Consider the following 20592-nt stretch of genomic DNA (forward strand, 5'->3'; position numbering starts at 1 on the left):
ATGCGCTATCTGCCGCTGTCCGATACCGACCGTGCCGACATGCTGGCGCGCGTCGGCATTTCCGATGTGGACGAGATCTTCGTCGACATCCCGAAAAGCGCCCGCATCGACGGGCTGCTCGACCTGCCGCGCCGCCAGAGCGAGTTCGCCGTCGAGCGCGACCTGACCCGCATGGCGGGCAAGAACGTCGCCGCCTCCTCGGTGCCGTTCTTCGTCGGTGCCGGCGCCTACAAGCACCATGTGCCGGCCAGCGTCGACCACCTGATCCAGCGCTCCGAATTCCTCACCTCCTACACGCCGTACCAGCCGGAGGTGACGCAGGGCACGCTGCAATATCTCTTCGAATTCCAGACCCAGGTGGCCGCGCTCACCGGCATGGAGGTCGCCAACGCCTCCATGTATGACGGCTCCACCGGCACGGCCGAGGCCGTGCTGATGGCGCACCGGGTGACCCGCCGCAACAAGGCGGTGCTGTCCGGCGGCCTGCATCCGCAATACCGCCAGGTGGTCGAGGGGCTGAGCGCGATGGCCGGCGACCGGGTCGCGGCATTGCCGGCCGACCCCACTGGCACCGAGGACATTCTCGCCGCCATCGACGACGAGACCTCCTGCGTCGTGGTGCAGTCGCCGTCCTTCTACGGCCAGCTCATCGACCTGAAGCCGATCGCCGAGAAGGCGCATGCCCATGGCGCGCTGCTGATCGCCGTCTTCACCGAGGTGGTGTCGCTGGGCCTGATCGAGGCGCCGGGCGAGCAGGGCGCCGACATCGTCGTCGGCGAGGGCCAGTCCATCGGCAACGGCCTCAATTTCGGCGGTCCTTATGTCGGCCTCTTCGCGACGCGCCAGAAGTTCATCCGCCAGATGCCGGGGCGCCTGTGCGGCGAGACGGTCGATGCCAACGGCAAGCGCGGCTTCGTGCTGACGCTTTCGACCCGCGAGCAGCACATCCGCCGCGACAAGGCGACCTCGAACATCTGCACCAATTCGGGGCTGTGCTGCCTCGCCTTCACCATCCACATGACGCTGCTCGGCGGCAACGGCCTCGCCAAGCTTGCCCGCATCAACCACGCCAACGCGGTGAAGCTGAAGGGCGCGCTGGACGGCGTTGCCGGCGTAAGCGTGCTCAACGACGCCTTCTTCAACGAGTTCACCGTCAAGCTGCCGAAGCCGGCGGCCGAGGTGGTCGAGGCGCTGGCCGCAAAGGGCGTGCTCGGCGGCGTGCCGGTGTCGCGGCTGGAGCCGGGCAAGGCCGAGCTTGCCGACCTGCTGCTCGTGGCATCTAGCGAAGTCAATTCCGATGAGGACCGCGCGGCCTTCGTCGCGGCACTGAAGGAGGTGCTGGCATGAGCATGAACACTCAGGGACGTCCGTCCGCGCCCAGCGAGACGGCGATCGTCAGCGAGCGTGCGACCTTCACCGGCAACAAGGCGCTGGCGATGGAAGAGCCGTTGCTCTTCGAGATCGGCCGCATGGATGTGTGCGGCGTCGACCTCGACGAGGCGGAGGACTTTGCGCCGGCGCTGGGCAGCCACGCCCGCAAGGCGGTGCCGGACCTGCCGGCGCTGACCGAGCCGGAGGCGATGCGCCACTATGTGCGCCTGTCCTCGAAGAACTACGCCATCGACGCCGGCCTCTACCCGCTCGGCTCCTGCACGATGAAGCACAATCCGCGCCTCAACGAGAAGATGGCGCGCCTGCCGGGCTTCGGCGACGTGCATCCCTTGCAGCCGCTGTCGACGGTGACCGGCGCGGTCGAGCTGATCAGTGAGCTGGCGCATTGGCTGGTCACCATGACCGGCATGAGCGCGGTGGCGATGAGCCCGAAGGCCGGCGCGCATGGCGAATTGTGCGGCATGATGGCGATCAAGGCCGCGCATCAGGCGGCCGGCCGCGACCCGAAGATCGTCCTGGTGCCGGAATCGGCCCATGGCACCAACCCGGCGACGGCAGCGCTCCTCGGCTACAAGGTGGTCTCCATCGAGGCGCGCGAGGACGGCACGGTCGATCCGGCGGCGGTCAAGGCGCGCATCGATGAGCATGCGGGCGACATCGCCGGCATCATGCTGACCAACCCCAACACCTGCGGCCTGTTCGAGCGCGACATCATCGCCATCGCCGAGGCGATCCACGCGGCGGACGGCTATTTCTACTGCGACGGCGCCAACTTCAACGCCATCGTCGGCAAGGCCCGTCCGGGCGACCTTGGCGTCGATGCCATGCACATCAACCTGCACAAGACCTTCTCCACCCCGCATGGCGGCGGCGGTCCGGGGGCAGGCCCCGTGGTGCTGTCGGAGCGCCTGGCGCCCTTCGCCCCGCTGCCCTTCCTGCGCAAGGGCGAGGGCGGCATCGAGTGGGTGGAAACGGATGCCGAGCTCAAGGACGGCGAGCAGCCCTTCGGCCGCATGACCGCCTTCCACGGCCAGATGGGCATGTATGTGCGCGCGCTCGCCTATATGAAGAGCCACGGCGCCGACGGCTTGAAGCAGGCGTCCGAGGACGCGGTGCTCAACGCCAACTATGTGCGCGTCGGCTTGCAGGACCTGATGAGCCTGCCGTTCGGCCAGCGCTGGTGCATGCACGAGGTGCTGTTCGACGACAGTTTCCTCAAGGACACCGGCGTCACCACGCTCGACTTCGCCAAGGCGATGATCGACGAGGGCTACCACCCGATGACCATGTATTTCCCGCTGGTCGTCCACGGCGCGATGCTGATCGAGCCGACGGAATCGGAAAGCCGCGCCTCGCTCGACCTGTTCATCGCCACCATGCGCGACCTCGTGATGAGCGCGCAGAAGGGCGAGACGGACCGCTTCAAGGGGGCGCCGTTCCATGCCCCGCGCGGGCGCCTCGACGAGACGCGGGCGGCGCGCAGCCCCGTGCTCAAGTGGGAGCGCCCGGCAGCGACCGCGGTGCAGCCGCAGGCCGCGGAGTAACGCCGGGGATTTGCCTGCATCAACGATGCGAACGCCCGGCCCCGCGCCGGGCGTTTTCGTTTGGGGGGCGGGAAAGGATCTGCGCGCCGTCGCGACCGCTCTGGCAGCCAATGGGCACCGGGTCGCGCTTCGCTTGCCCGGTGTGACAGCAGAGAGGATGCGAGGCCGTGCCTCCCCCATGGACGTCGTCCCGGACGAGGCCGAAGGCCGAAGATCCGGGAACCATTGGCAACCTCAGCGGGTGCGAGGCGGGAGCGCTTCGCCACCTCCCCGGCTGTCATACCTGCGAAGGCAGGTATCCAGTATCCGCTGCGGCCTATGGCGGCGCGAAGGCAGAAGCTTTCCGCCTTCCGGCGGCAATGTTGAGTCCTCACTCAAACCGTTCGAGGTTACTGGTTCCCGGTCTCCGGCTGCGCCGGAACCGGGACGACATCCTGCGGGTGGGGTTCGCGTCGGCGTGTCGTTTCCGCCGTTCCTGACGCACATGCCTCTCCCCGCGTCTTCCCGGACGAGGCCGCAGGCCGAAGATCCGGGACCGGGGAGGCACGGCGGTTGCGGGTTCGTTCGCGAGTGCCTTCGTAAGGCCCTCGGCTCGCCGATCCCGGGTCGCGGCTTCGCCTTGCCCGGGATGACGAACCGAGAGGATTGCGTCCGGGATTGACGAAGGAGAGGGCGATGCGTGCGGTTCGCAAGGAGGGGCATCGCCGCCCGATCCGGCGTTACCGGATTGACCTTGCACCCCATCTTGCCGCATGAGGCGGGCAGCGAAACGTCAGGAGCGGCGGTGTGACGGACGATCTCGACAGGCGGCAGGGGCTCAACGAGGAATTGCTGTATCTCTTGCGCCGCCATCCGCGCGAGGGCTGGGACGACAATGCCGGTCTTGGCGATCTCGCCCGCTTCTGGCTGTCGCGGCACGACGGCTTCCGCCAGCTCGGCGGGGCGCTGAGCGATGCGCTGACGCGGTTTCGCGAGGGCGAGGTCGAGGCGATGCAGTTCGGCGGCTATTTTGCGCCGCGCCTGCAGCACTTCCTGAGCGAGCTGCACCACCACCACATGATCGAGGACCAGCACTATTTCCCGGTCTTCGCGGCGGCCGAGACGCGGCTCAAACGCGGCTTCGACATCCTGGAAAACGATCACGAGCTGATCCACGAGCGGATCGGCCGGGTGATCGCCAGCGCCAACGGGCTGCTGGGCCTGCTGGAGGGCGGCGACAGCGACCGCATCCGCCGGGCGGCCGACACCTATGCCGCCGACAGCGACCTGCTGGTGAACGGCCTGCTGCGGCATCTCGACGACGAGGAAGACCTGATCGTGCCCTTGATGATCGAGCGCGGCGAGGGGCCCCTCGGCGTCTCGTGATCCGGGCGCCGGATGCGGAACCGCCCCCGCCGGAGTGTCCGGTCGGAGGCGGCCCATCGCGCGGGGAAGCGCTTCTCAGAAATGGTAAGGCGCCGGACGGGTGCGTCAGGCGGCGTTGGTGCCGCGCAGCGTCTCGCGCAGCGCGTCGATGGGCTTCAAGGTGCCGGCGTCCTCATAGTGCCAGTAGGTCCAGCCGTTGCAGGCTTCCAGACCCTGCACCAGGGCGCCGACCTTGTGGATCGAACCGGCATGGCTGCCGCTGGCGAGCGAACCGTCGGCGCGCACGGTGGCGCGCTTGCGGCCCTTGGCGCAGGTGAGCTCCGCCCCCGGCGCCAGCAGGCCGGCCTCCAGCAGGTTGCCGAAGGGAATGCGCGGGGCGGCGCGCTTGCCCTGGCTGATCGCCAATGCCGCGTCCTCCGCCGGCGTGACCGCCGCGATGCGGGCGTTGGCGGCGTCGATATAGTCCTGCTCGCGCTCGATGCCGACGAAATGCCGGCCGAGCCGCCTGGCGACGGCGCCGGTGGTGCCGGTGCCGAAGAAGGGATCGAGCACCACGTCGCCCGGATTGCTGGAGGCAAGCAGCACCCGGTAGAGCAGGCTTTCCGGCTTCTGGGTCGGATGCACCTTCTGCCCCGAACCATCCTTCAGCCGCTCGCCGCCGGTGCAGATCGGCAGGTTCCAGTCGGAGCGCATCTGCAAATCGTCGTTGAACGTCTTCAGGGCTTCGTAGTTGAAGGTGTATTTCGCGTCCCTAGACTTCGACGCCCAGATCATCGTCTCATGGGCATTGGTGAAGCGCTTGCCGCGGAAATTCGGCATCGGGTTGGTCTTCAGCCACACGACATCGTTGAGGATCCAGAAGCCGAGATCCTGCAGGATCGCGCCGACGCGGAAGATGTTGTGATAGGAGCCGATGACCCACAGGCCGCCATCCGGCTTCAGCACCCGGCGCACGGCCATCAGCCAGGCGCGGGTGAAGGCGTCATAGGCCTCGAAACTGTCGAACTGGTCCCAGTGATCGTCGCAGGCATCGACCCGCGACTGGTCCGGGCGGTGCAGATCGCCGCCGAGCTGGAGATTGTAGGGCGGGTCGGCGAAGACGAGATCCACCGACGCCCTCGGCAGGCGCTCGAGAGCCGCCACGCAGTCGCCCTTGATGATCGTGTCCAGCCAGTCTGCGCCGGAAGCGGCACTGGGGGCGGTCGATCGGGCCCGGAAGGAGTGGGGTGCCACGACGGGCACCCCGATACGCTGTACACTCATTGCGACGCAGAACCTCACGCAATTACGAGCATCATGGTTACCGCGTCTGGTAAATCGGGAGTTAAGGCGCTGGAGAAAAAACGCCTTTTGAATCAATCCTCTGTTTACCTTTCCCGGCCGTCGCGGGCGCGCTGCTTCGCTTCGTTAACGAGAGGGCGCAAGGGGCCTCCCGGCAAGTTTTGCCTAATGCTCTGGAGCGCTTGCGGATTTTCGCGGTACCTGGCCGGCGCTGTTGCGGAATGCAAGACCCCGGCGCCCGGAAGGTTAACGGCGGCCGGGCAGGAAGCGGCCGCGGTGGCCGTTCAGAAAAATCTTTTCGGGCCATGAAATAAATTTCATACTGGCTTGCCAGAATAACAACAGAAGAAAGGCACCTCATGGGCATCGACACCTCGAACATGGACCGTCCGGAAGACCTGGCGGTGCTCGAACCGCCGCACACGCCGTATCAGGCCTTCACCGATGCCGGGGCCGCCGTCGAGCGATTGCGGGAACTGTTCGAGGCCAACACCGCCTTCCTGCGCGAGGCCTTCGCCGAGTTCCTCGCCGGCCGCATTCCGCAAGGGCGGGTGCGCGCCTGCTATCCGGAAGTGCGGATCGCCACCGCCACCCATTCGCGCATCGACAGCCGGCTGTCCTATGGCTTCGTGTCGGGACCGGGTGTCCATGCGGCGACGGTGACGCGCCCGGACCTGTTCGGCTCCTATCTGAAGGAGCAGATCGAGCTGCTGCTGCGCAACCACGAGGTGCCGGTGGAGGTGGGCACCAGCGCCCTGCCGATCCCGCTGCATTTCGCCTTCTATGACGGCACCCATGTGGAAGGGGCGGCGGAGGTGCTGCAGCGCCCGCTCGCCGATGTCTTCGACCTGCCGGACCTGTCGATCCTGGACGATGCCATCGTCAACGGCACCTATGAGGTGCCGCCCGGCGCGCCGCGGCCGCTGGCGCCCTTCACCGCGCCGCGCGTCGACTATTCGCTGCACCGGCTGCAGCACTACACCGCGACGGCGGCCGAGCATTTCCAGAACTACGTCATCCTGACCAACTACCAGTTCTATATCGACGAGTTCTGCCGGCTGGCGCAGGAACTGATGGCCGATCCGGCCAGCGGCTACACCCGCTTCGTCGAGCCGGGCAACCTGGTGACCGAGGCGGGCTGCGAGCGGCGCGACGGGCAGGGGCCGCGGCTGCCGCAGATGCCGGCCTATCATCTGGTGCGCCCCGGCTCCTCCGGCGTCACCATGGTCAATATCGGCGTCGGCCCGTCCAACGCCAAGACGATCACCGACCATGTGGCGGTGCTGCGCCCGCATGCCTGGCTGATGCTCGGCCACTGCGCCGGGCTGCGCAACAGCCAGAAGCTCGGCGACTATGTGCTGGCGCATGGCTATGTCCGCGAGGACCATGTGCTGGACGCGGACCTGCCGACCTGGGTGCCGATCCCGCCGCTGGCCGAGGTGCAGGTGGCGCTGGAACGGGCGGTGGAGGAGATCACCGGCCTTGCCGGCTATGAGCTGAAGCGGGTGATGCGCACCGGCACCGTCGCCTCGATCGACAACCGCAACTGGGAACTGCGCGACCACCGCGAGCCGGTGCAGCGCTTCTCCCAGTCCCGCGCCATCGCGCTCGACATGGAATCGGCGACGATCGCGGCGAACGGCTTCCGCTTCCGCGTGCCCTACGGCACGCTGCTCTGCGTCTCCGACAAGCCGCTGCACGGCGAACTCAAGCTGCCGGGCATGGCGACGGATTTCTACAAGCGGCAGGTGGCGCAGCATCTGCGCATCGGCATCCGCAGCATGGAGATCCTGCGGGCGATGCCGCGCGAGCGGCTGCACTCCAGAAAGCTGCGCTCCTTCGCCGAGACGGCGTTCCAGTAAAAAGGCGCGCCGCCGCGTTCAGCGGAACTGCGGCCCGTGGCACCAGCAGGTCAGCGAGTACCGCCGGCCGAAGGTGACCGGCGCCACCCGGTGCAGCATGAAGGAGGCGAACAGCGTGGCATCTCCAATGCCGCGCTCGGCCGTCCATAGCGCGCTGCCGAGATTGACCTGCAACTCGCCGCCCCGATAGGCGGCCGGATCGCTGAGCTGCACGACGATGGTCAGCTTGCGGCGCCGGGCGATGGGGCCGTCGCCGATGTCGGAATGCCAGTCGTAATGGCCGGCATCGCTCTCGTCATAGGTCGCGACCTGTAGCCGCTCACCGAACTCGGTGATGGCAAAGTCGAAATGCTCGCGATTGGCCGCGGCCACGCCCGCAACGATCCGCTCCATCACCCAGGCGGCGCTGCCGGTGTCGTCGAGCCAGGCGATCTCCGCCCGGCGGATGTCCTGATGCTGCTGGCCGCCGACGAGACCGCCCGCCGCCATCTGCGCCTCGTCCGCAAGACGGATGACCTCGCGGGCTTCTTCTTTGGAAAACAATGCCGGAATGGAATGCGTGAACATCGGCCGAAGTCTCCGCAACGGCGAAAGTTGCGCGTCTATGCGGCAGTTCCCCGGAAAACGCAATCGAATTGGGAGGGCCCCTTGCGTCAGGCGGAAAGCCCCGCCTCGACCGCCTTGCGCATCACCGTCGGCAGCGCCTCGCCGGCCAGTTCCGATGGCGCCGACCACCAGCATCCCTCGGGCGCGGCAAGGCCCATCGGCGCCGTGGCATGCCAGACCGCAAGCTCCAGATGGAAATGCGTGAAGGTGTGTCGCACGTCGCTGGCAACGCGGCTCCAGCGCAGCCGCGCGGCGGCAAGCTCCGGCGGCAGCAAGGTGACGTCGCCGCCGTCGATGTCCTCTCCCCAGGCGCTTACCGGCGGCTCGCTCATGCCGCCGAGCAGGCCCTTGGGCGGGCGGCGGCGCAGCAGCACTGCGCCGTCCTGGCGCTTCACGACGAAGGCGAGGCCGAAGCGGGTGGGCTTGGCCGCCTTGCGCTGCTTGACCGGCAGGGTCTCGGCGATGCCGAGGCGCCTCGCCTCGCAAGGCGCCGACCAGGGGCAGAGCGCGCAGGCGGGCTTGCGCGGACTGCAGAGGCTTGCGCCGAGATCCATCATCGCCTGGGCGAAGTCGCCGGGCCGCTCGCGCGGCACCATCCGTTCGACGGCGGCGCGGATGTCGGGTTTGGAGGCGGGCAGCGGCGTCTCGATGGCATGCAGGCGCGAGGTGACGCGCTCGACATTGCCGTCGACGACGGCGGCCGGCCGGTCATGGGCGATGGCGGCGATGGCCGCCGCCGTATAGGGGCCGATGCCGGGCAGGGCGCGCAAGGCGTCCTCCGTGTCCGGAAAGACGCCGCCATGCGCGGCGACGACGGCCTCGGCGCAGGCCTTGAGATTGCGCGCCCGCGAATAATAGCCGAGCCCGGCCCAGGCCTTCATCACCTCGGCCTCGTCGGCCGCGGCAAGATCCGCGACCGTGGGCCAGCGCTCGGTGAAGGCGGCGAAATAGGGCTTCACCGCCTGCACCGTGGTCTGCTGCAGCATGATCTCGGAGAGCCAGACCCGGTAGGGATCGGGCGCCTGACCCTGCCGGCGATCGCGCGGCGAAATGCGCCAGGGCAGCACACGGGCGTGGCGGTCGTACCAGGCAAGCAGGGCGGCGGCGAGATCGGCTGCGGGGGCAAGATGCGGTGCGGTCATGGGACATCAGAATCGGTGCTGCGGGCGCGATTGCAAGGGCGCGCTCCCCGCGCGGGCCTGCGAGCTGTGGATGGCGGGGTTCCGGGGACAGCGGTGACGAACCGGTCCTTGCGCGCGAACTGTCGCAAAAGGGTCGCAATTCATGCATGAAAAAGGAGACATGTCTGATTCGCGGCACTCTCGACCGAAGGCAGGAGCGAGCCCCGGCTATATGCGCCGGGTGACGCGCGCGCGCCCGCTTGCCGACCTGATCGGCAAGACGCTGGAGCCGGCCTGCCGCAAGCGCGGCTTTGCCGCCGCCGATCTGCTGTCCGACTGGCCGGAGATCGTCGGCGAGCGCTATGCCGGCCGGGTCCAGCCGGTACGGCTCGACTGGCCGCGCGGCGGCCGGGACGGCGCCTTCGAGGACGTGCCGCGCCCGGCGACGCTGGTGGTGCAGACGGACGGGGCGACCGCGCTGCTGCTGACCCACGAGATGCCGCAGCTCGTCGAGCGCATCAACGGCTTCTTCGGCTGGGCCGCGGTGGAGCGTATCCGCATCCTCCAGCGCCCGGTCACCGACCGCCGGCGCAAGCCGCCGCCGAAGCTGCGCCCGCTCACCGGCGCCGAGGAGGCCGAGCTTGCCGAACGGCTGGTTGCCGTGGAGGGCACGCCGCTCGGCGCCGCGCTTGCGCGGCTGGGCCGGGCGGTGCTCGCCCGCACCCGCTGAACCTGCTCGCGATCTTGTGAAGCAGGCCGAACTCCGCCGGTTTCCGCGCTCCCAATGCCGCCACAATGTGGGTGTCGTTTGAAATTCGCGCAAAAGGCGATTAACACGACCTAACGCCGTTAGACCCTTTCATTGAGTGGGAAGAGACCCGTGAGCCTGAACCGTCGTCAGTTGATCCTGCGTTCCTCCGCCGGCCTGCTTGTGGCCGGCACCGTGCTGCCGGCGCTGCCCGCCTTCGCCCAGACGGTCAATGTCGAGGAGTTGATGCAGCCGGGCGCGCTTCCCGACAAGGTGCTGGGCAGCGAGGACGCGCCGCTTACCATCGTCGAATATTCCTCGATGACCTGCGGCCACTGCGCCAATTTCCACAAGAACACCTATCCGCATCTCAAGAAGGAATATCTGGACACCGGCAAGGCGCGCCTGGTCTTCCGCGAGTTCCCGCTCGATCCGGTTGCCTCCGCCGCCTTCATGCTGGCGCGGGCGGTGCCGGAGGAAAAATATTTCGACGTGATCGAGTTCATGTTCGCCGAGCAGCGCGCCTGGGCCTTCACCCAGGACCCCTACAACGCGCTGCTGAACTTCGCCAAGCAGATCGGCTTCACCCAGGAGACCTTCGAAAAGACCCTGACCGATCAGGCTCTGCTTGACGCGATCAATGCGACGCGCGACCGTGCATCCAGCCAGTTCGGCGTCAACTCGACGCCGACGTTCTTCTTCAACGGGAACAAGGTCAGCGGTGCGATCTCGCCTGACGAACTCGACAAGCAGGCTGCCAAGTATCTCTAGGACCGCTGACGCCGGCCGCAGAGATCCTGTGGCCGGCGTCGCGCCTGACGTAGTGCTTGGCGTAGTGCCCGGCCCGATCCTTCGGCAATGCCTGTGACGCCGCCGCGATGAAGTTCAGCAAGCTCCGCGTCCTCGGCTTCAAGTCCTTCGTCGAACCGATGGAATTCATCATCGGCGACGGCCTGACCGGCGTGGTCGGGCCGAACGGCTGCGGCAAGTCCAATCTCGTCGAGGCCCTGCGCTGGGTCATGGGCGAGAACTCCTACAAGAACATGCGCGCGTCCGGCATGGACGACGTGATCTTCTCCGGCAGCCTCAACCGACCGGCCCGCAACACCGCCGAAGTCACGCTGTTCCTCGACAATGCCGACCGCACCGCGCCGGCCGGCTTCAACGACAGCGACGCGCTGGAGGTGACCCGGCGGATCGAGCGCGAGGCGGGCTCCAACTACAAGATCAACGCCCGCGACGTGCGCGCGCGCGACGTCCAGCTTCTGTTCGCCGACGCCTCGACCGGCGCCCGCTCGCCCGCGCTCGTGCGCCAGGGCCAGATCGGCGAGCTGATCGCCGCCAAGCCGACCTCCCGCCGCCAGATCCTGGAAGAGGCCGCCGGCATTTCCGGCCTGCATTCGCGCCGCCATGAGGCGGAGCTGCGCCTGCGCGCCGCCGAGCAGAACCTGGACCGGCTGGAGGATGTGCTGGTCCAGATCGACGGCCAGCTCGACAACCTGCGCCGCCAGGCCCGCCAGGCGAGCCGCTTCCGCAACCTCTCCGCCGAGATCCGCTCGGCCGAGGCCGGGCTTTATTACCTGCGCTGGCTCGACTGCCGCGACAGGCTGACGGCGGCGGAGGCCGAATTCACGGAAGCCGAGGAGGGGGTGCGGCTGGTCGCGCTGGCCCAGGCGGAAGCGGCGAAGAACCAGGCGATCTCCGCCCACAAGGTGCCAACGATGCGCGAGGCCTCGGCCCGCGCCGGCGCCGCCGTGCAGCGGCTGGTCATTGCCCGCAACGAGCTGGACGGCGAGGAACGCCGCATCCGCGAGCGCCTGTCGGACCTCTCCGGCCGCCTGCAGCAGCTCCAGCAGGACATCGCCCGCGAACAGGCGCTGGTCGGCGAGAACGACGAGCACCTGTCGCTGCTCGCCGAGGAAGAGGAAGAGCTGCGCGGCGAGGACCTGTCGCAGGAGGAACGCGCCGAGGAGGCCCGCCTCGCGGTCGCGGCGGCGGGCGAACTGGTCGCGGCGGCCGAGGAGCGGCTGTCGGCGCTGACCCAGCAACAGGCCGGCATCGTCGCGCGGCGGCGGCAGCTCGAGGAGGCGCATCGCACGGCGGTCCAGCGGGCCGAGCGGCTCCTCGCCCAGCATGGCGAGGCGGCAGCGCAGGTGGTGGCGCTGGAGGCGGATATCGAGGGCGCGCCGGCGCTGGAAATGGGCCGCGAGGCGCTGCTCGACGCGGAAGGCCGGCTGGATCTCGCCGAAGAGCGGGTGCTGGAGACGGAAGAGCGCACCCGCGCCCGCCGCGCCGCTGTCGAGGCCGCGCGCCAGCCGCTCAGCGACGCGGAGGCGGCGCTGTCGCGGCTGGAAACGGAAGCGCGCACGCTCAATGAGGTTCTGTCCGCCGGACAGGCCGGCGAATGGCCGGCGGTGGTCGAGGCGATGACGGTCGAGCCGGGCTTCGAGACGGCGCTGGGCGCCGCGCTCGGCGAGGATCTCGACGCGCCGGTCGGCGGCGAGGCGCCGATGCGCTGGAGCGCGGAGACGGCGGCCGGCGAGGTACTCGCCGCCGATCCGAAGCTGCCCGAGGGCTGCCGACCCTTGTCGCAGGTGGTGCGGGCACCAGTGGCGCTGGCCCGGCGGCTTGCCCAGATCGGCCTTGTCGAGGAGGGCGACGCGGAGCGTCTCATGCGCCAGCTCAGGCCCGGCCAGCGGCTGGTCAGCCGCGCCGGCGCCGTCTGGCGTTGGGACGGCTTTGTGGTTTCCGCCGATGCGCCGACGGCGGCGGCGCAGCGCCTTGCCCGCAAGAATCGGCTGGCGGCGCTGGACCTGGAGATTGCCGCCGCTGCCGAGCGGATGGACGCCTTGCGCGAGGCGTTCGCGGCCGCCGAGGCGGCGCTGCGCATGGCGGCCGATGCCGAGGACGGGACCCGCCAGGAGGTACGCGCGGCCCGCGCGGCCGCCGATGCGGCGCGCCAGGAGGTGCTGCGGCTGGAGCGCGCCCATGCCGAGGCCGAGGCGCGGCTTGCGGGCCTGCGCGCCACCGTAGAGCGGCTCGCCGGCGATCTCGCCGAGGCGCGCGAGGCGGCGGAAATGACCGCGGCGGCGCTGGAGGAGATTTCCGGCAGCGAGGGATTGCAGGGCGCCATCGACGCGGCGCGGGCGGAAGCGGCGGAAGCGCGCGCGGCGCTGTCGCGCGAACAGGCCGCCGCCGATGGTCTGGCGCGCGAGAGCGATCTGCGCCGCCGCCGGATGGAGGCGATCGCCCGCGAACGGGCGAGCTGGATCGCCCGCGCGGCCGGCGCTCGCCAGCAGATCGAGGTGCTGGGCGAGCGCATCGCCGCCGCCGAGGACGAGCGGATGGCGCTGATGGAAGCACCGGAGGACATCGAGCTGAAGCGCCGGGCGCTGCTCGGGGAGATTTCGGCCGCCGAGGAGGCGCGCCGCGCCGCCGACGACGCGCTTGCCACCGCCGAGGCGAAACAGCGCGAGGCCGACCAGCAGGCGCATCAGGCGCTCACGATGCTGGGCGAGGCGCGCGAGCGGCGCATCCGCGCCGAGGAACGGTTGGCCGCCGCATCGAGCCGCAAGAGCGAGATCGAGGCGCGAATCGACGAGACGCTGGAAGTCGCCGTCTCCGCCCTGCCGGGACTGGCCGGGCTGAGGGAGGGCGCGCCGCTGCCCGATCCGGACGGCATCGAGCGGCGGGTGGAGCGGCTGAAGGGCGAGCGCGAGCGGCTCGGCGGCGTCAACCTGCGCGCCGAGGAGGAACTGTCGCAGATCGAGGGCCAGCGGGGCACCTTGATCAGCGAGCGCGACGACCTGATCGAGGCGATCAAGCGGCTGCGCGGAGCGATCTCCAACATCAACCGCGAGGCGCGCGAGCGCCTGCTGTCGGCTTTCGACACGGTGAACGGCCATTTCCAGCGCCTGTTCACCCATCTGTTCGGCGGCGGCACGGCCGAGTTGCAACTGGTCGACGCGGAAGACCCGCTCGACGCCGGCCTCGAGATCATCGCCCGCCCGCCCGGCAAGAAGCCGCAGACCATGACGCTGCTGTCGGGCGGCGAGCAGGCGCTGACGGCGATGGCGCTGATCTTCGCCGTGTTCCTGACCAATCCGGCGCCGATCTGCGTGCTCGACGAGGTCGACGCGCCGCTCGACGATGCCAATGTCGAGCGCTATTGCGACCTCCTGGACGAGATGACCCGCAGCACCGCCACCCGCTTCGTGGTGATCACCCACAACCCGATCACCATGGCGCGGATGAACCGCCTGTTCGGCGTCACCATGGCCGAGCGCGGGGTTTCGCAGCTCGTGTCCGTCGATCTGCAGACCGCGGAGCGGTTTCGCGAGGCGGTGTGAGCGCTTCCCGCGCCGTGCAATGCAGCACGGTCTTGCGAAGACGGCTCCCGGACAGTTCGACGCAGGGCGTCTTTTGCCATGAAAGATGTGATATTACAGGGGCTTGACGGTTTTTTGCGTGTTCTTGACAGGGGCAGGGGCGCCGACTATGGTGCGCCCGGCTTCCAGGGGTCGGCGACCTGCGCCGGAGCGTATCGGGAAAGGGGACTTTAGCGATGTCTCCCGACGAGGACGAACCGGGTTCGCGCGGATTGCGGCCAACGGAAGCGGAACTGTCCGAGCGAAGAAGCCGGCTGGCACGGGCGCTCGAGGAAAAGGCGACGCAGGCCGAAGGGCCGAAAAGCGGGTCGTCCTCGGGCACGGGACAGGGGTATGCTCAGGCCATGAAGCTGTCGACGGAGTTCGTCGCCGGCGTTCTGGTGGGGGCTGCCATCGGCTGGATGATCGACAAGGGGTTCGGGACGAGCCCCTGGGGCTTGATCGTCTTCCTCCTGTTGGGCTTTGTCGCGGGCGTGCTGAACGTCTTGCGGTCCGCCGGTCTGGTGGCCGAGCCGCATGACGGGTCGCGCGACGGATAGTTCGAAGCTGAATTCAGGCCGGTTCGCGACGGGGTCGCGCGCCGGCATGTCATGCGACCGCTAGACGAGGGGCTGACCCGGTGGCGAACGATCCGATCTCGCAGTTCAAGATCACCAAGCTCGTTCCGATCGAGGTCGGCGGCCTCGATCTTTCCTTCACCAATTCCTCGCTGTTCATGGTGGCGACCACGGCGGTCGTCGCGGCCTTCCTGATCCTGTCGACCAGCGGGCGCGGGCTCGTTCCGGGGCGCTGGCAGTCGGTCGCGGAAATGTCCTACGAATTCGTGGCGAACACGCTGAGAAATGCCGCCGGCAACGAGGGCATGCGCTTCTTCCCGCTGGTGTTCTCGCTGTTCATGTTCGTGCTGATCGCCAACCTGATCGGCATGTTCCCCTACTTCTTCACCGTCACCAGCCACCTGATCGTCACCTTCGCCCTGGCGATGCTGGTGATCGGCACGGTGATGGTCTACGGCTTCGCCAAGCACGGCGCGAAGTTCCTGAAGCTGTTCACCCCGGCCGGGGTGCCGCCGGTGCTGTACATCCTGGTGACGCCAATCGAGATCATCTCGTTCCTGTCGCGCCCGGTCAGCCTGTCGGTTCGTCTGTTCGCCAACATGCTGGCGGGCCACATCACGCTGAAGGTCTTCGCCGGCTTCGTCACCTCGCTGATCGCGGCCGAAGGCCTCGGCATCATGGGTCCGGTGTTCTCGATCCTGCCGCTGGCGATGACCGTCGCGCTGACCGGCCTGGAATTCCTGGTGGCGTTCCTGCAGGCCTATGTTTTCACGGTTCTGACTTGCATGTACCTCAACGATGCCCTGCATCCGAGCCACTAAGAGTCAGTTTGGTTCGGCCCCGCAATAAGGCGGGGCCGTCGTTACGTCGCTGCAATCTCACCTCAAGGAGCTAGTGTCATGGAAGCTGAAGCAGCAAAGTACATCGGTGCGGGTCTCGCCTGCCTTGGCATGGCCGGTACCGCTCTCGGCCTCGGCAACATCTTCGGCAGCTACCTGTCGGGCGCCCTGCGCAACCCGTCTGCCGCCGATGGCCAGTTCGGCCGCCTCATCTTCGGCTTCGCCGTGACCGAGGCGCTCGGCATCTTCTCGCTTCTCGTCGCCCTTCTCCTGCTCTTCGCCGTCTAAGACGTCGGATTGCGTCAGCGACGCAAATTCTCCGGCCGGGGGCATGACGCGCCCGGCCGGCGCTTCGCGCAAGCCGCGATGCGTGCATGGCTGCGGCATTGGAGATGATAATGGCCACGACCGGCGCCGAGACCCAACACGATAGCTCTACCCACGCTGTCATCGAGATCCCGGCCGACGAACATTCGGTCGGCACGTTCCCTCCTTTCGACGGGGCGACCTACGCATCGCAGCTTCTCTGGCTGGCGATCACCTTCGGCGTGCTCTACTGGATCATGACCAGGGTGGCGCTGCCGCGCCTCAGCGGCATCCTGGAGGATCGCCGCGACCGGATCGCCGGCGACATCGCCGAGGCGAACCGCCTGAACGACGAGAGCAACGCCGCGATCGCCGCCTATGAGCAGGCGCTGGCGGAGGCTCGCAACAACGCGCATAAGATCGCCCTGGACACCCGCGAGAAGCTGAAGGCCGACATCGACCGTCGCCGCGCGGAGACCGAGAAGGGTCTCTCCGAGAAGCTGGCGCAGGCCGAGGCCCGCATCGCCGAGGTCAAGGCCGCCGCGCTGGGCAACGTCAGCGAGATCGCCCGGGACACCACCAGCGAGCTGGTCGAGGCCCTGATCGGCAAGGCGCCGACCGCGACCGAACTCAACAAGGCCGTCGATACGGCGATGAAGTGAGGACAGCCTGATGGACGCTTCTGCATGGGCTCTCGTCGGCCTCGTCATCTTTCTCGGGCTGATCGTCTACATGAAGGTCCCCGGCATGGTCGGGTCCTCGCTGGACAAGCGGGCTGACACGATCCGCAAGGAACTCGAGGACGCCCGCCGGCTGCGCGAGGAGGCCCAGGCCCTGCTCGCCGACTACCAGCGCCGCCGCCAGGAGGCCGAGAGCGAGGCCGAGGGCATCGTCGCCGAGGCCAAGCGCGAGGCCGACCGCCTGACGCTGGAGGCCAATGCGGCCCTGGAGGATCTGATCGCCCGCCGCACCGTGGCCGCCGAGCGCAAGATCGCCCAGGCCGAGGCCCAGGCGATCGCCGAGGTGCGCTCGCGCGCCGCCGATATCGCGGTGGCCGCCGCCGAGACGATCCTCGCCAAGAAGGTCGCCGGCAGCGTTGGCGACGACCTGCTCGCCAAGAGCATTCAGGAAGTGAAGACCCGCCTCAACTGAGCCGGCACCTTCCCATTCCGCTTCGAGACGGCCCCTTCGCGGGGCCGTTTTCGTTTGGGGCGGCGCGAAGGTTGGTCGGGTTCGCGTGCGGCCCGTTCGGACTTGCGTTCTCTTCCGAGGCCTCTCCTTGCGTCTTCCCGGACGAGCATCGCGAGATCCGGGACCGGGGAGGCACGGTGCCTGAGGCAGGTGTGACGCATTTCCACAAACGCCCTCGGCTCTCCGATCCCGCATCTGCAGCTTCGCTGCGTGCGGGATGACGCGGGGAGGGGGTGGTGCGCGAGAGCGAGCGCCGTCCGGGAGGACGCAGGGAGGGGTGAGCGTGCGGGATGGCGGCGCAGGGCGCGCGCGCGTCGCGCGCGTCCATTACGCCTCGCGCAGGCCGAGCGCCACGGCGACCGGGCGGAAGCTGCGCCGGTGCAGCGGGCAGGGACCCTGGCGGGCAAGCGCGGCGGCATGCTGCGCGGTGCCATAGCCCTTGTGGCCGGCAAAGCCGTAGCCGGGAAACAGGCTGTCCATCCGCGTCATCAGCCGATCGCGGGTGACCTTGGCGACGATCGAGGCGGCGGCGACGCACAGAAGGCGGCCGTCGCCCTTCACCGCCGCCTGTCCGGCGGCGGGCAGGCCCGGCGGCACGTCGCGTCCGTCGATCAGACAGGCGAGCGGGGCGAGCGGCAGGGCGCGGGCGGCGCGGGCCATCGCCTGCAGCGTTGCCGCGCGGATGTTGCGGGCGTCGATCTCGCGCGGCGAGGCGAGGGCGACGGCGACGACGGCGGTCGCGAGAATCTCCTCGTAGAGCTGCTCGCGCCGCGCCTCGCTGAGGGTCTTCGAATCGGCGAGCCCGTCCGGAACCGCGGCGTGGTCGAGAATGACGGCGGCAACGGCGACGGGACCGGCCCAGGGGCCGCGGCCGGCCTCGTCGATGCCGGCGAGCCGCCCGTCGAAACGGCGGGAGAGCTCCCGCTCGGCCGCCGGGTCGAGCGTGGCCGGCAGGGCAAGCTGAAGGGGGGACGAGAGCGCGAAGACCATGCGCCCACCGTTCCGGCGCCGGCGCCGACGCGCAACAGAAATCTTCGCGAAATGCACCGAAGCATGGCCGCCGCGAGCCGGCGGCAGCCCGGCTTCCGGCCCCCGTAGAAGTCCCGTAGAAGTCCGGTAGAGGTCCGGCAGAGGGGCTAGAAGAGCTGGAGCTGGACGCCGCCGGCGGTCGGGGGGAGGAACAGATCCGTTGCCAGCGGCTTGCGGTTGCGGTTGAGGCCGAGCCGCTTGCAGGCGAGCGCAAAGCGGTTGGCGAGCTGCTTCGCATAGGGCCCGTCGCCGCGCATCCGCTTGCCCCACTCAGCATCGTAGTCCTTGCCGCCGCGCATCGAGCGGATGAGGTTCATGACATGGCGGAAACTGTCCGGCCGGTGCCGCAGCAGCCAGTCGCGGAACAGCGGACTGACCTCGATCGGCAGCCGCAGCAGGATGTAGCCGGCACCGGTGGCGCCGTGCTCGCTGGCCGCCTCCAGGATCTTCTCCATCTCCGAATCGGTCAGCGCCGGGATCACCGGAGCGACCATCACCGAGGTCGGAATGCCGGCCTGCGACAGGCCGCGGATCGCCTCCAGCCGCTTGGCCGGCGTTGCCGCGCGCGGCTCCATGGCGCGGGCGAGCTTGCGCTCCAGCGTCGTCACGGAGAGGGCGACGCGCACCAGCCCGCGCTCGGCCATCGGCGCCAGGATGTCGAGATCGCGCAGCACCAGGGCCGACTTGGTGACGATGCCGACCGGATGGTTGCAGCGGTCGAGCACGGCGAGGATCTCGCGCATGAGTTTCCGTTCGCGCTCGATCGGCTGGTACGGGTCGGTGTTGGTGCCGATGGCGATGGTGCGCGGGCTGTAGCCGGGCCGCGACAGCTCCCGCTCCAGCAGCTCGGCGGCATTCGGCTTGACGGTCAGCCGGGTTTCGAAGTCGAGGCCGGGCGACAGGCCGATATAGGCGTGGCTCGGCCTGGCGAAGCAGTAGATGCAGCCATGCTCGCAGCCGCGATAGGGATTGATCGAGCGGTCGAAGGAAATGTCGGGCGATTCGTTGCGGGTGATGATGGTGCGCGCCCGCTCTTCCTGCACATGGGTCTTGAGCGGCGGCAGGTCGTCCAGCGTGCCCCAGCCATCATCGAAACTGTCGCGGCTTTCGCGCTCGTAGCGGCCGGCCATGTTGAGGCCGGCGGCCCGGCCGCGGCCGCGATGGGCGTTGACGCTGGCCGACAGCGCCTCCTCGGAGGCGTCCGTCGGATCGGGGATGGTGCTGCGCAACGGTGCCGGAGTGGCCATGGGAGGTCCCGGATGTTCCCTGTTGTCGATGCCAGGAACATAACAGGAACAAATGGACCTGGGAAGCGGGCAGGCGAGACGTGTCGGGGGCAGACGGCAGATCGCCCCGTTTCCGGCAGGGGAAACAGGGCGACCGGGCAGGAAGAGGGAGCGGTGTCAGCCGCCGCTGCTCTCGAGCAGGACCGTGTACTCGGCCTCTGAGAGCACGCCATTGCCATCGGCATCGGCGGCGGCGAAGGCCTCCTCGGTGACATTCGGCAGCACGGCGATCACCTCGCTGAAGGTCAGGTCGCCGCTCTGGTCGAGATCGGCCGACGCGAAGGACGTGTCCTGAGCGTAAGCGGAGCCGGAAAAGGTCAGAGCCGCAACGGCGATGAGCAACTTCTTCATGATATTGGCCTCCGTGAGCATTCAGTATTCGGTGCCGCAGGTCTTGGTCTGTTGGCGCCGGTGGCGGCGTCGTGCCGTCCACGAGGCAAAAACTGGAAGCCCATCTTGGCTCGTCCGCGGTGTATGCAGGGTTATTTCAGGGAAAAAACATGGCATAACGAAGATGTGACCGGAATGTGAGCAGAAAAGCCGCGCCGTTATGAGGGGAATCAGGCGAAAATTGGATGAGATACTTTGTGTTACTTAGGTAGATAAAGCATTGTTGAAAATGTCAGGCCGATGCGAGGGCTGTTGCCTTCCGCCCCGGTGGCAGCGCTGAGGTCGGAACGGGATCGGTTGGGGTTACAGAGGGAGGAGAGATCGCGCCTTTTGGTCAGTCCGGCCGCGCGCAAGCGCGCGCCGGGGTCCATTCGTTCCCGGAGCGGGTGCGAGGACACGCCGTGCCCCCACGGCATTGCCTCACCCATGCGGTCCTCCACGCGCTCCGCCCCCTCCTTCGTCCTCCCGGACGGTGCGCCAGCACCGAGCCGGGACCGGCGAGCCGAGGGCGTTTGAGGGGTACGGCAGAGCGCACTCCGACCGCGTGTGCCTCCCCGGTCCCGTTGGGGTGGACGGCCCCCATCCGGCGCCGTTTTGCGCCAAGATGATGGTCCCAACACATCGAAGGAGCCGCCCAATGAACGAGATTACGCGCATCGGCATGGACACGTCCAAGCATCTCTTCCA

The 20592-nt window shown here is 68.4% G+C and carries 18 protein-coding genes; 12 read left to right on the forward strand and 6 right to left on the reverse strand.

Translation table 11 applies throughout. From position 1 onward, the window contains the following. The 3 genes from gcvPA to P2PM1_RS23575 all read left to right on the forward strand — a co-directional run bounded on the left by gcvPA (position 1) and on the right by P2PM1_RS23575 (position 4301). Entirely contained in the window at positions 1-1347 is a 1347-nt protein-coding gene (gene gcvPA, locus P2PM1_RS23565) for an aminomethyl-transferring glycine dehydrogenase subunit GcvPA (RefSeq protein WP_186386951.1), read from the forward strand. Continuing rightward, a complete protein-coding gene (gene gcvPB, locus P2PM1_RS23570; RefSeq protein ID WP_186400761.1) occupies positions 1344-2936 on the forward strand; it encodes an aminomethyl-transferring glycine dehydrogenase subunit GcvPB in 1593 nt (530 codons plus the stop codon). The genes gcvPA and gcvPB overlap by 4 nt, the downstream gene beginning before the upstream one ends. A 786-nt stretch (positions 2937-3722) precedes the next feature. Continuing rightward, the gene (locus P2PM1_RS23575) at positions 3723-4301 is read left to right on the forward strand and encodes a hemerythrin domain-containing protein (RefSeq protein WP_186400762.1); all 579 of its coding nucleotides are present in this window, start codon (positions 3723-3725) and stop codon (positions 4299-4301) included. A 105-nt stretch (positions 4302-4406) separates the two neighbouring features. Here P2PM1_RS23575 and P2PM1_RS23580 read toward each other — a convergent pair whose 3' ends face one another. Further along, positions 4407-5564, reverse strand: coding sequence for a site-specific DNA-methyltransferase (locus P2PM1_RS23580; protein ID WP_186400763.1), 1158 nt, complete (start codon positions 5562-5564; stop codon positions 4407-4409). Positions 5565-5962: 398 nt separating this feature from the next. Between P2PM1_RS23580 and P2PM1_RS23585 the strand changes: the two genes are divergently transcribed. Next, positions 5963-7444 (forward strand): AMP nucleosidase, encoded by a 1482-nt coding sequence (locus P2PM1_RS23585; protein WP_186400783.1) that lies wholly within the window; start codon positions 5963-5965, stop codon positions 7442-7444. Between the two features lie 18 nt (positions 7445-7462). Here P2PM1_RS23585 and P2PM1_RS23590 read toward each other — a convergent pair whose 3' ends face one another. Together P2PM1_RS23590 and mutY are read right to left on the reverse strand one after the other, a co-directional pair. Next, complete coding sequence (locus P2PM1_RS23590; protein WP_186400764.1) at positions 7463-8011, reverse strand: 2OG-Fe(II) oxygenase; 549 nt, start codon at positions 8009-8011, stop codon at positions 7463-7465. Between the two features lie 86 nt (positions 8012-8097). Next, positions 8098-9192: an A/G-specific adenine glycosylase gene (gene mutY, locus P2PM1_RS23595; RefSeq protein WP_186400765.1), complete on the reverse strand. Its 1095-nt coding sequence runs from the start codon at positions 9190-9192 to the stop codon at positions 8098-8100. A 160-nt stretch (positions 9193-9352) separates the two neighbouring features. Between mutY and P2PM1_RS23600 the strand changes: the two genes are divergently transcribed. The 8 genes from P2PM1_RS23600 to P2PM1_RS23635 all read left to right on the forward strand — a co-directional run bounded on the left by P2PM1_RS23600 (position 9353) and on the right by P2PM1_RS23635 (position 17161). Further along, positions 9353-9901, forward strand: coding sequence for a DUF721 domain-containing protein (locus P2PM1_RS23600; protein WP_208985400.1), 549 nt, complete (start codon positions 9353-9355; stop codon positions 9899-9901). A gap of 150 nt (positions 9902-10051) precedes the next feature. Further along, positions 10052-10690, forward strand: coding sequence for a DsbA family protein (locus P2PM1_RS23605; RefSeq protein ID WP_186400766.1), 639 nt, complete (start codon positions 10052-10054; stop codon positions 10688-10690). Positions 10691-10797: 107 nt separating this feature from the next. After that, positions 10798-14268: a chromosome segregation protein SMC gene (smc, locus tag P2PM1_RS23610; RefSeq protein WP_186400767.1), complete on the forward strand. Its 3471-nt coding sequence runs from the start codon at positions 10798-10800 to the stop codon at positions 14266-14268. A 215-nt stretch (positions 14269-14483) separates the two neighbouring features. Continuing rightward, positions 14484-14846 (forward strand): AtpZ/AtpI family protein, encoded by a 363-nt coding sequence (locus P2PM1_RS23615; protein WP_186386943.1) that lies wholly within the window; start codon positions 14484-14486, stop codon positions 14844-14846. An 80-nt stretch (positions 14847-14926) separates the two neighbouring features. Continuing rightward, positions 14927-15685, forward strand: coding sequence for a F0F1 ATP synthase subunit A (locus tag P2PM1_RS23620; protein ID WP_186386942.1), 759 nt, complete (start codon positions 14927-14929; stop codon positions 15683-15685). A 78-nt stretch (positions 15686-15763) separates the two neighbouring features. Continuing rightward, the gene (locus P2PM1_RS23625; RefSeq protein WP_067220716.1) at positions 15764-15991 is read left to right on the forward strand and encodes a F0F1 ATP synthase subunit C; all 228 of its coding nucleotides are present in this window, start codon (positions 15764-15766) and stop codon (positions 15989-15991) included. A 110-nt stretch (positions 15992-16101) separates the two neighbouring features. Further along, the gene (locus tag P2PM1_RS23630; RefSeq protein ID WP_186386941.1) at positions 16102-16671 is read left to right on the forward strand and encodes a F0F1 ATP synthase subunit B; all 570 of its coding nucleotides are present in this window, start codon (positions 16102-16104) and stop codon (positions 16669-16671) included. Between the two features lie 10 nt (positions 16672-16681). Continuing rightward, positions 16682-17161, forward strand: coding sequence for a F0F1 ATP synthase subunit B (locus P2PM1_RS23635; RefSeq protein ID WP_186386940.1), 480 nt, complete (start codon positions 16682-16684; stop codon positions 17159-17161). A gap of 366 nt (positions 17162-17527) precedes the next feature. Here P2PM1_RS23635 and P2PM1_RS23640 read toward each other — a convergent pair whose 3' ends face one another. The 3 genes from P2PM1_RS23640 to P2PM1_RS23650 form a co-directional block, all read right to left on the reverse strand. Next, a complete protein-coding gene (locus P2PM1_RS23640) occupies positions 17528-18190 on the reverse strand; it encodes a ribonuclease HII (protein WP_186400768.1) in 663 nt (220 codons plus the stop codon). 146 nt (positions 18191-18336) lie between these two features. After that, a complete protein-coding gene (locus P2PM1_RS23645; protein ID WP_186400769.1) occupies positions 18337-19476 on the reverse strand; it encodes a PA0069 family radical SAM protein in 1140 nt (379 codons plus the stop codon). Between the two features lie 156 nt (positions 19477-19632). Then, positions 19633-19866, reverse strand: a complete 234-nt coding sequence (locus P2PM1_RS23650) for a hypothetical protein (protein WP_186400770.1) — start codon at positions 19864-19866, stop codon at positions 19633-19635. Positions 19867-20592: the final 726 nt, after the last annotated feature.

The sequence above is a fragment of the Stappia sp. P2PMeth1 genome, from assembly GCF_900185735.1.
Taxonomy (GTDB): Bacteria; Pseudomonadota; Alphaproteobacteria; order Rhizobiales; family Stappiaceae; genus Stappia.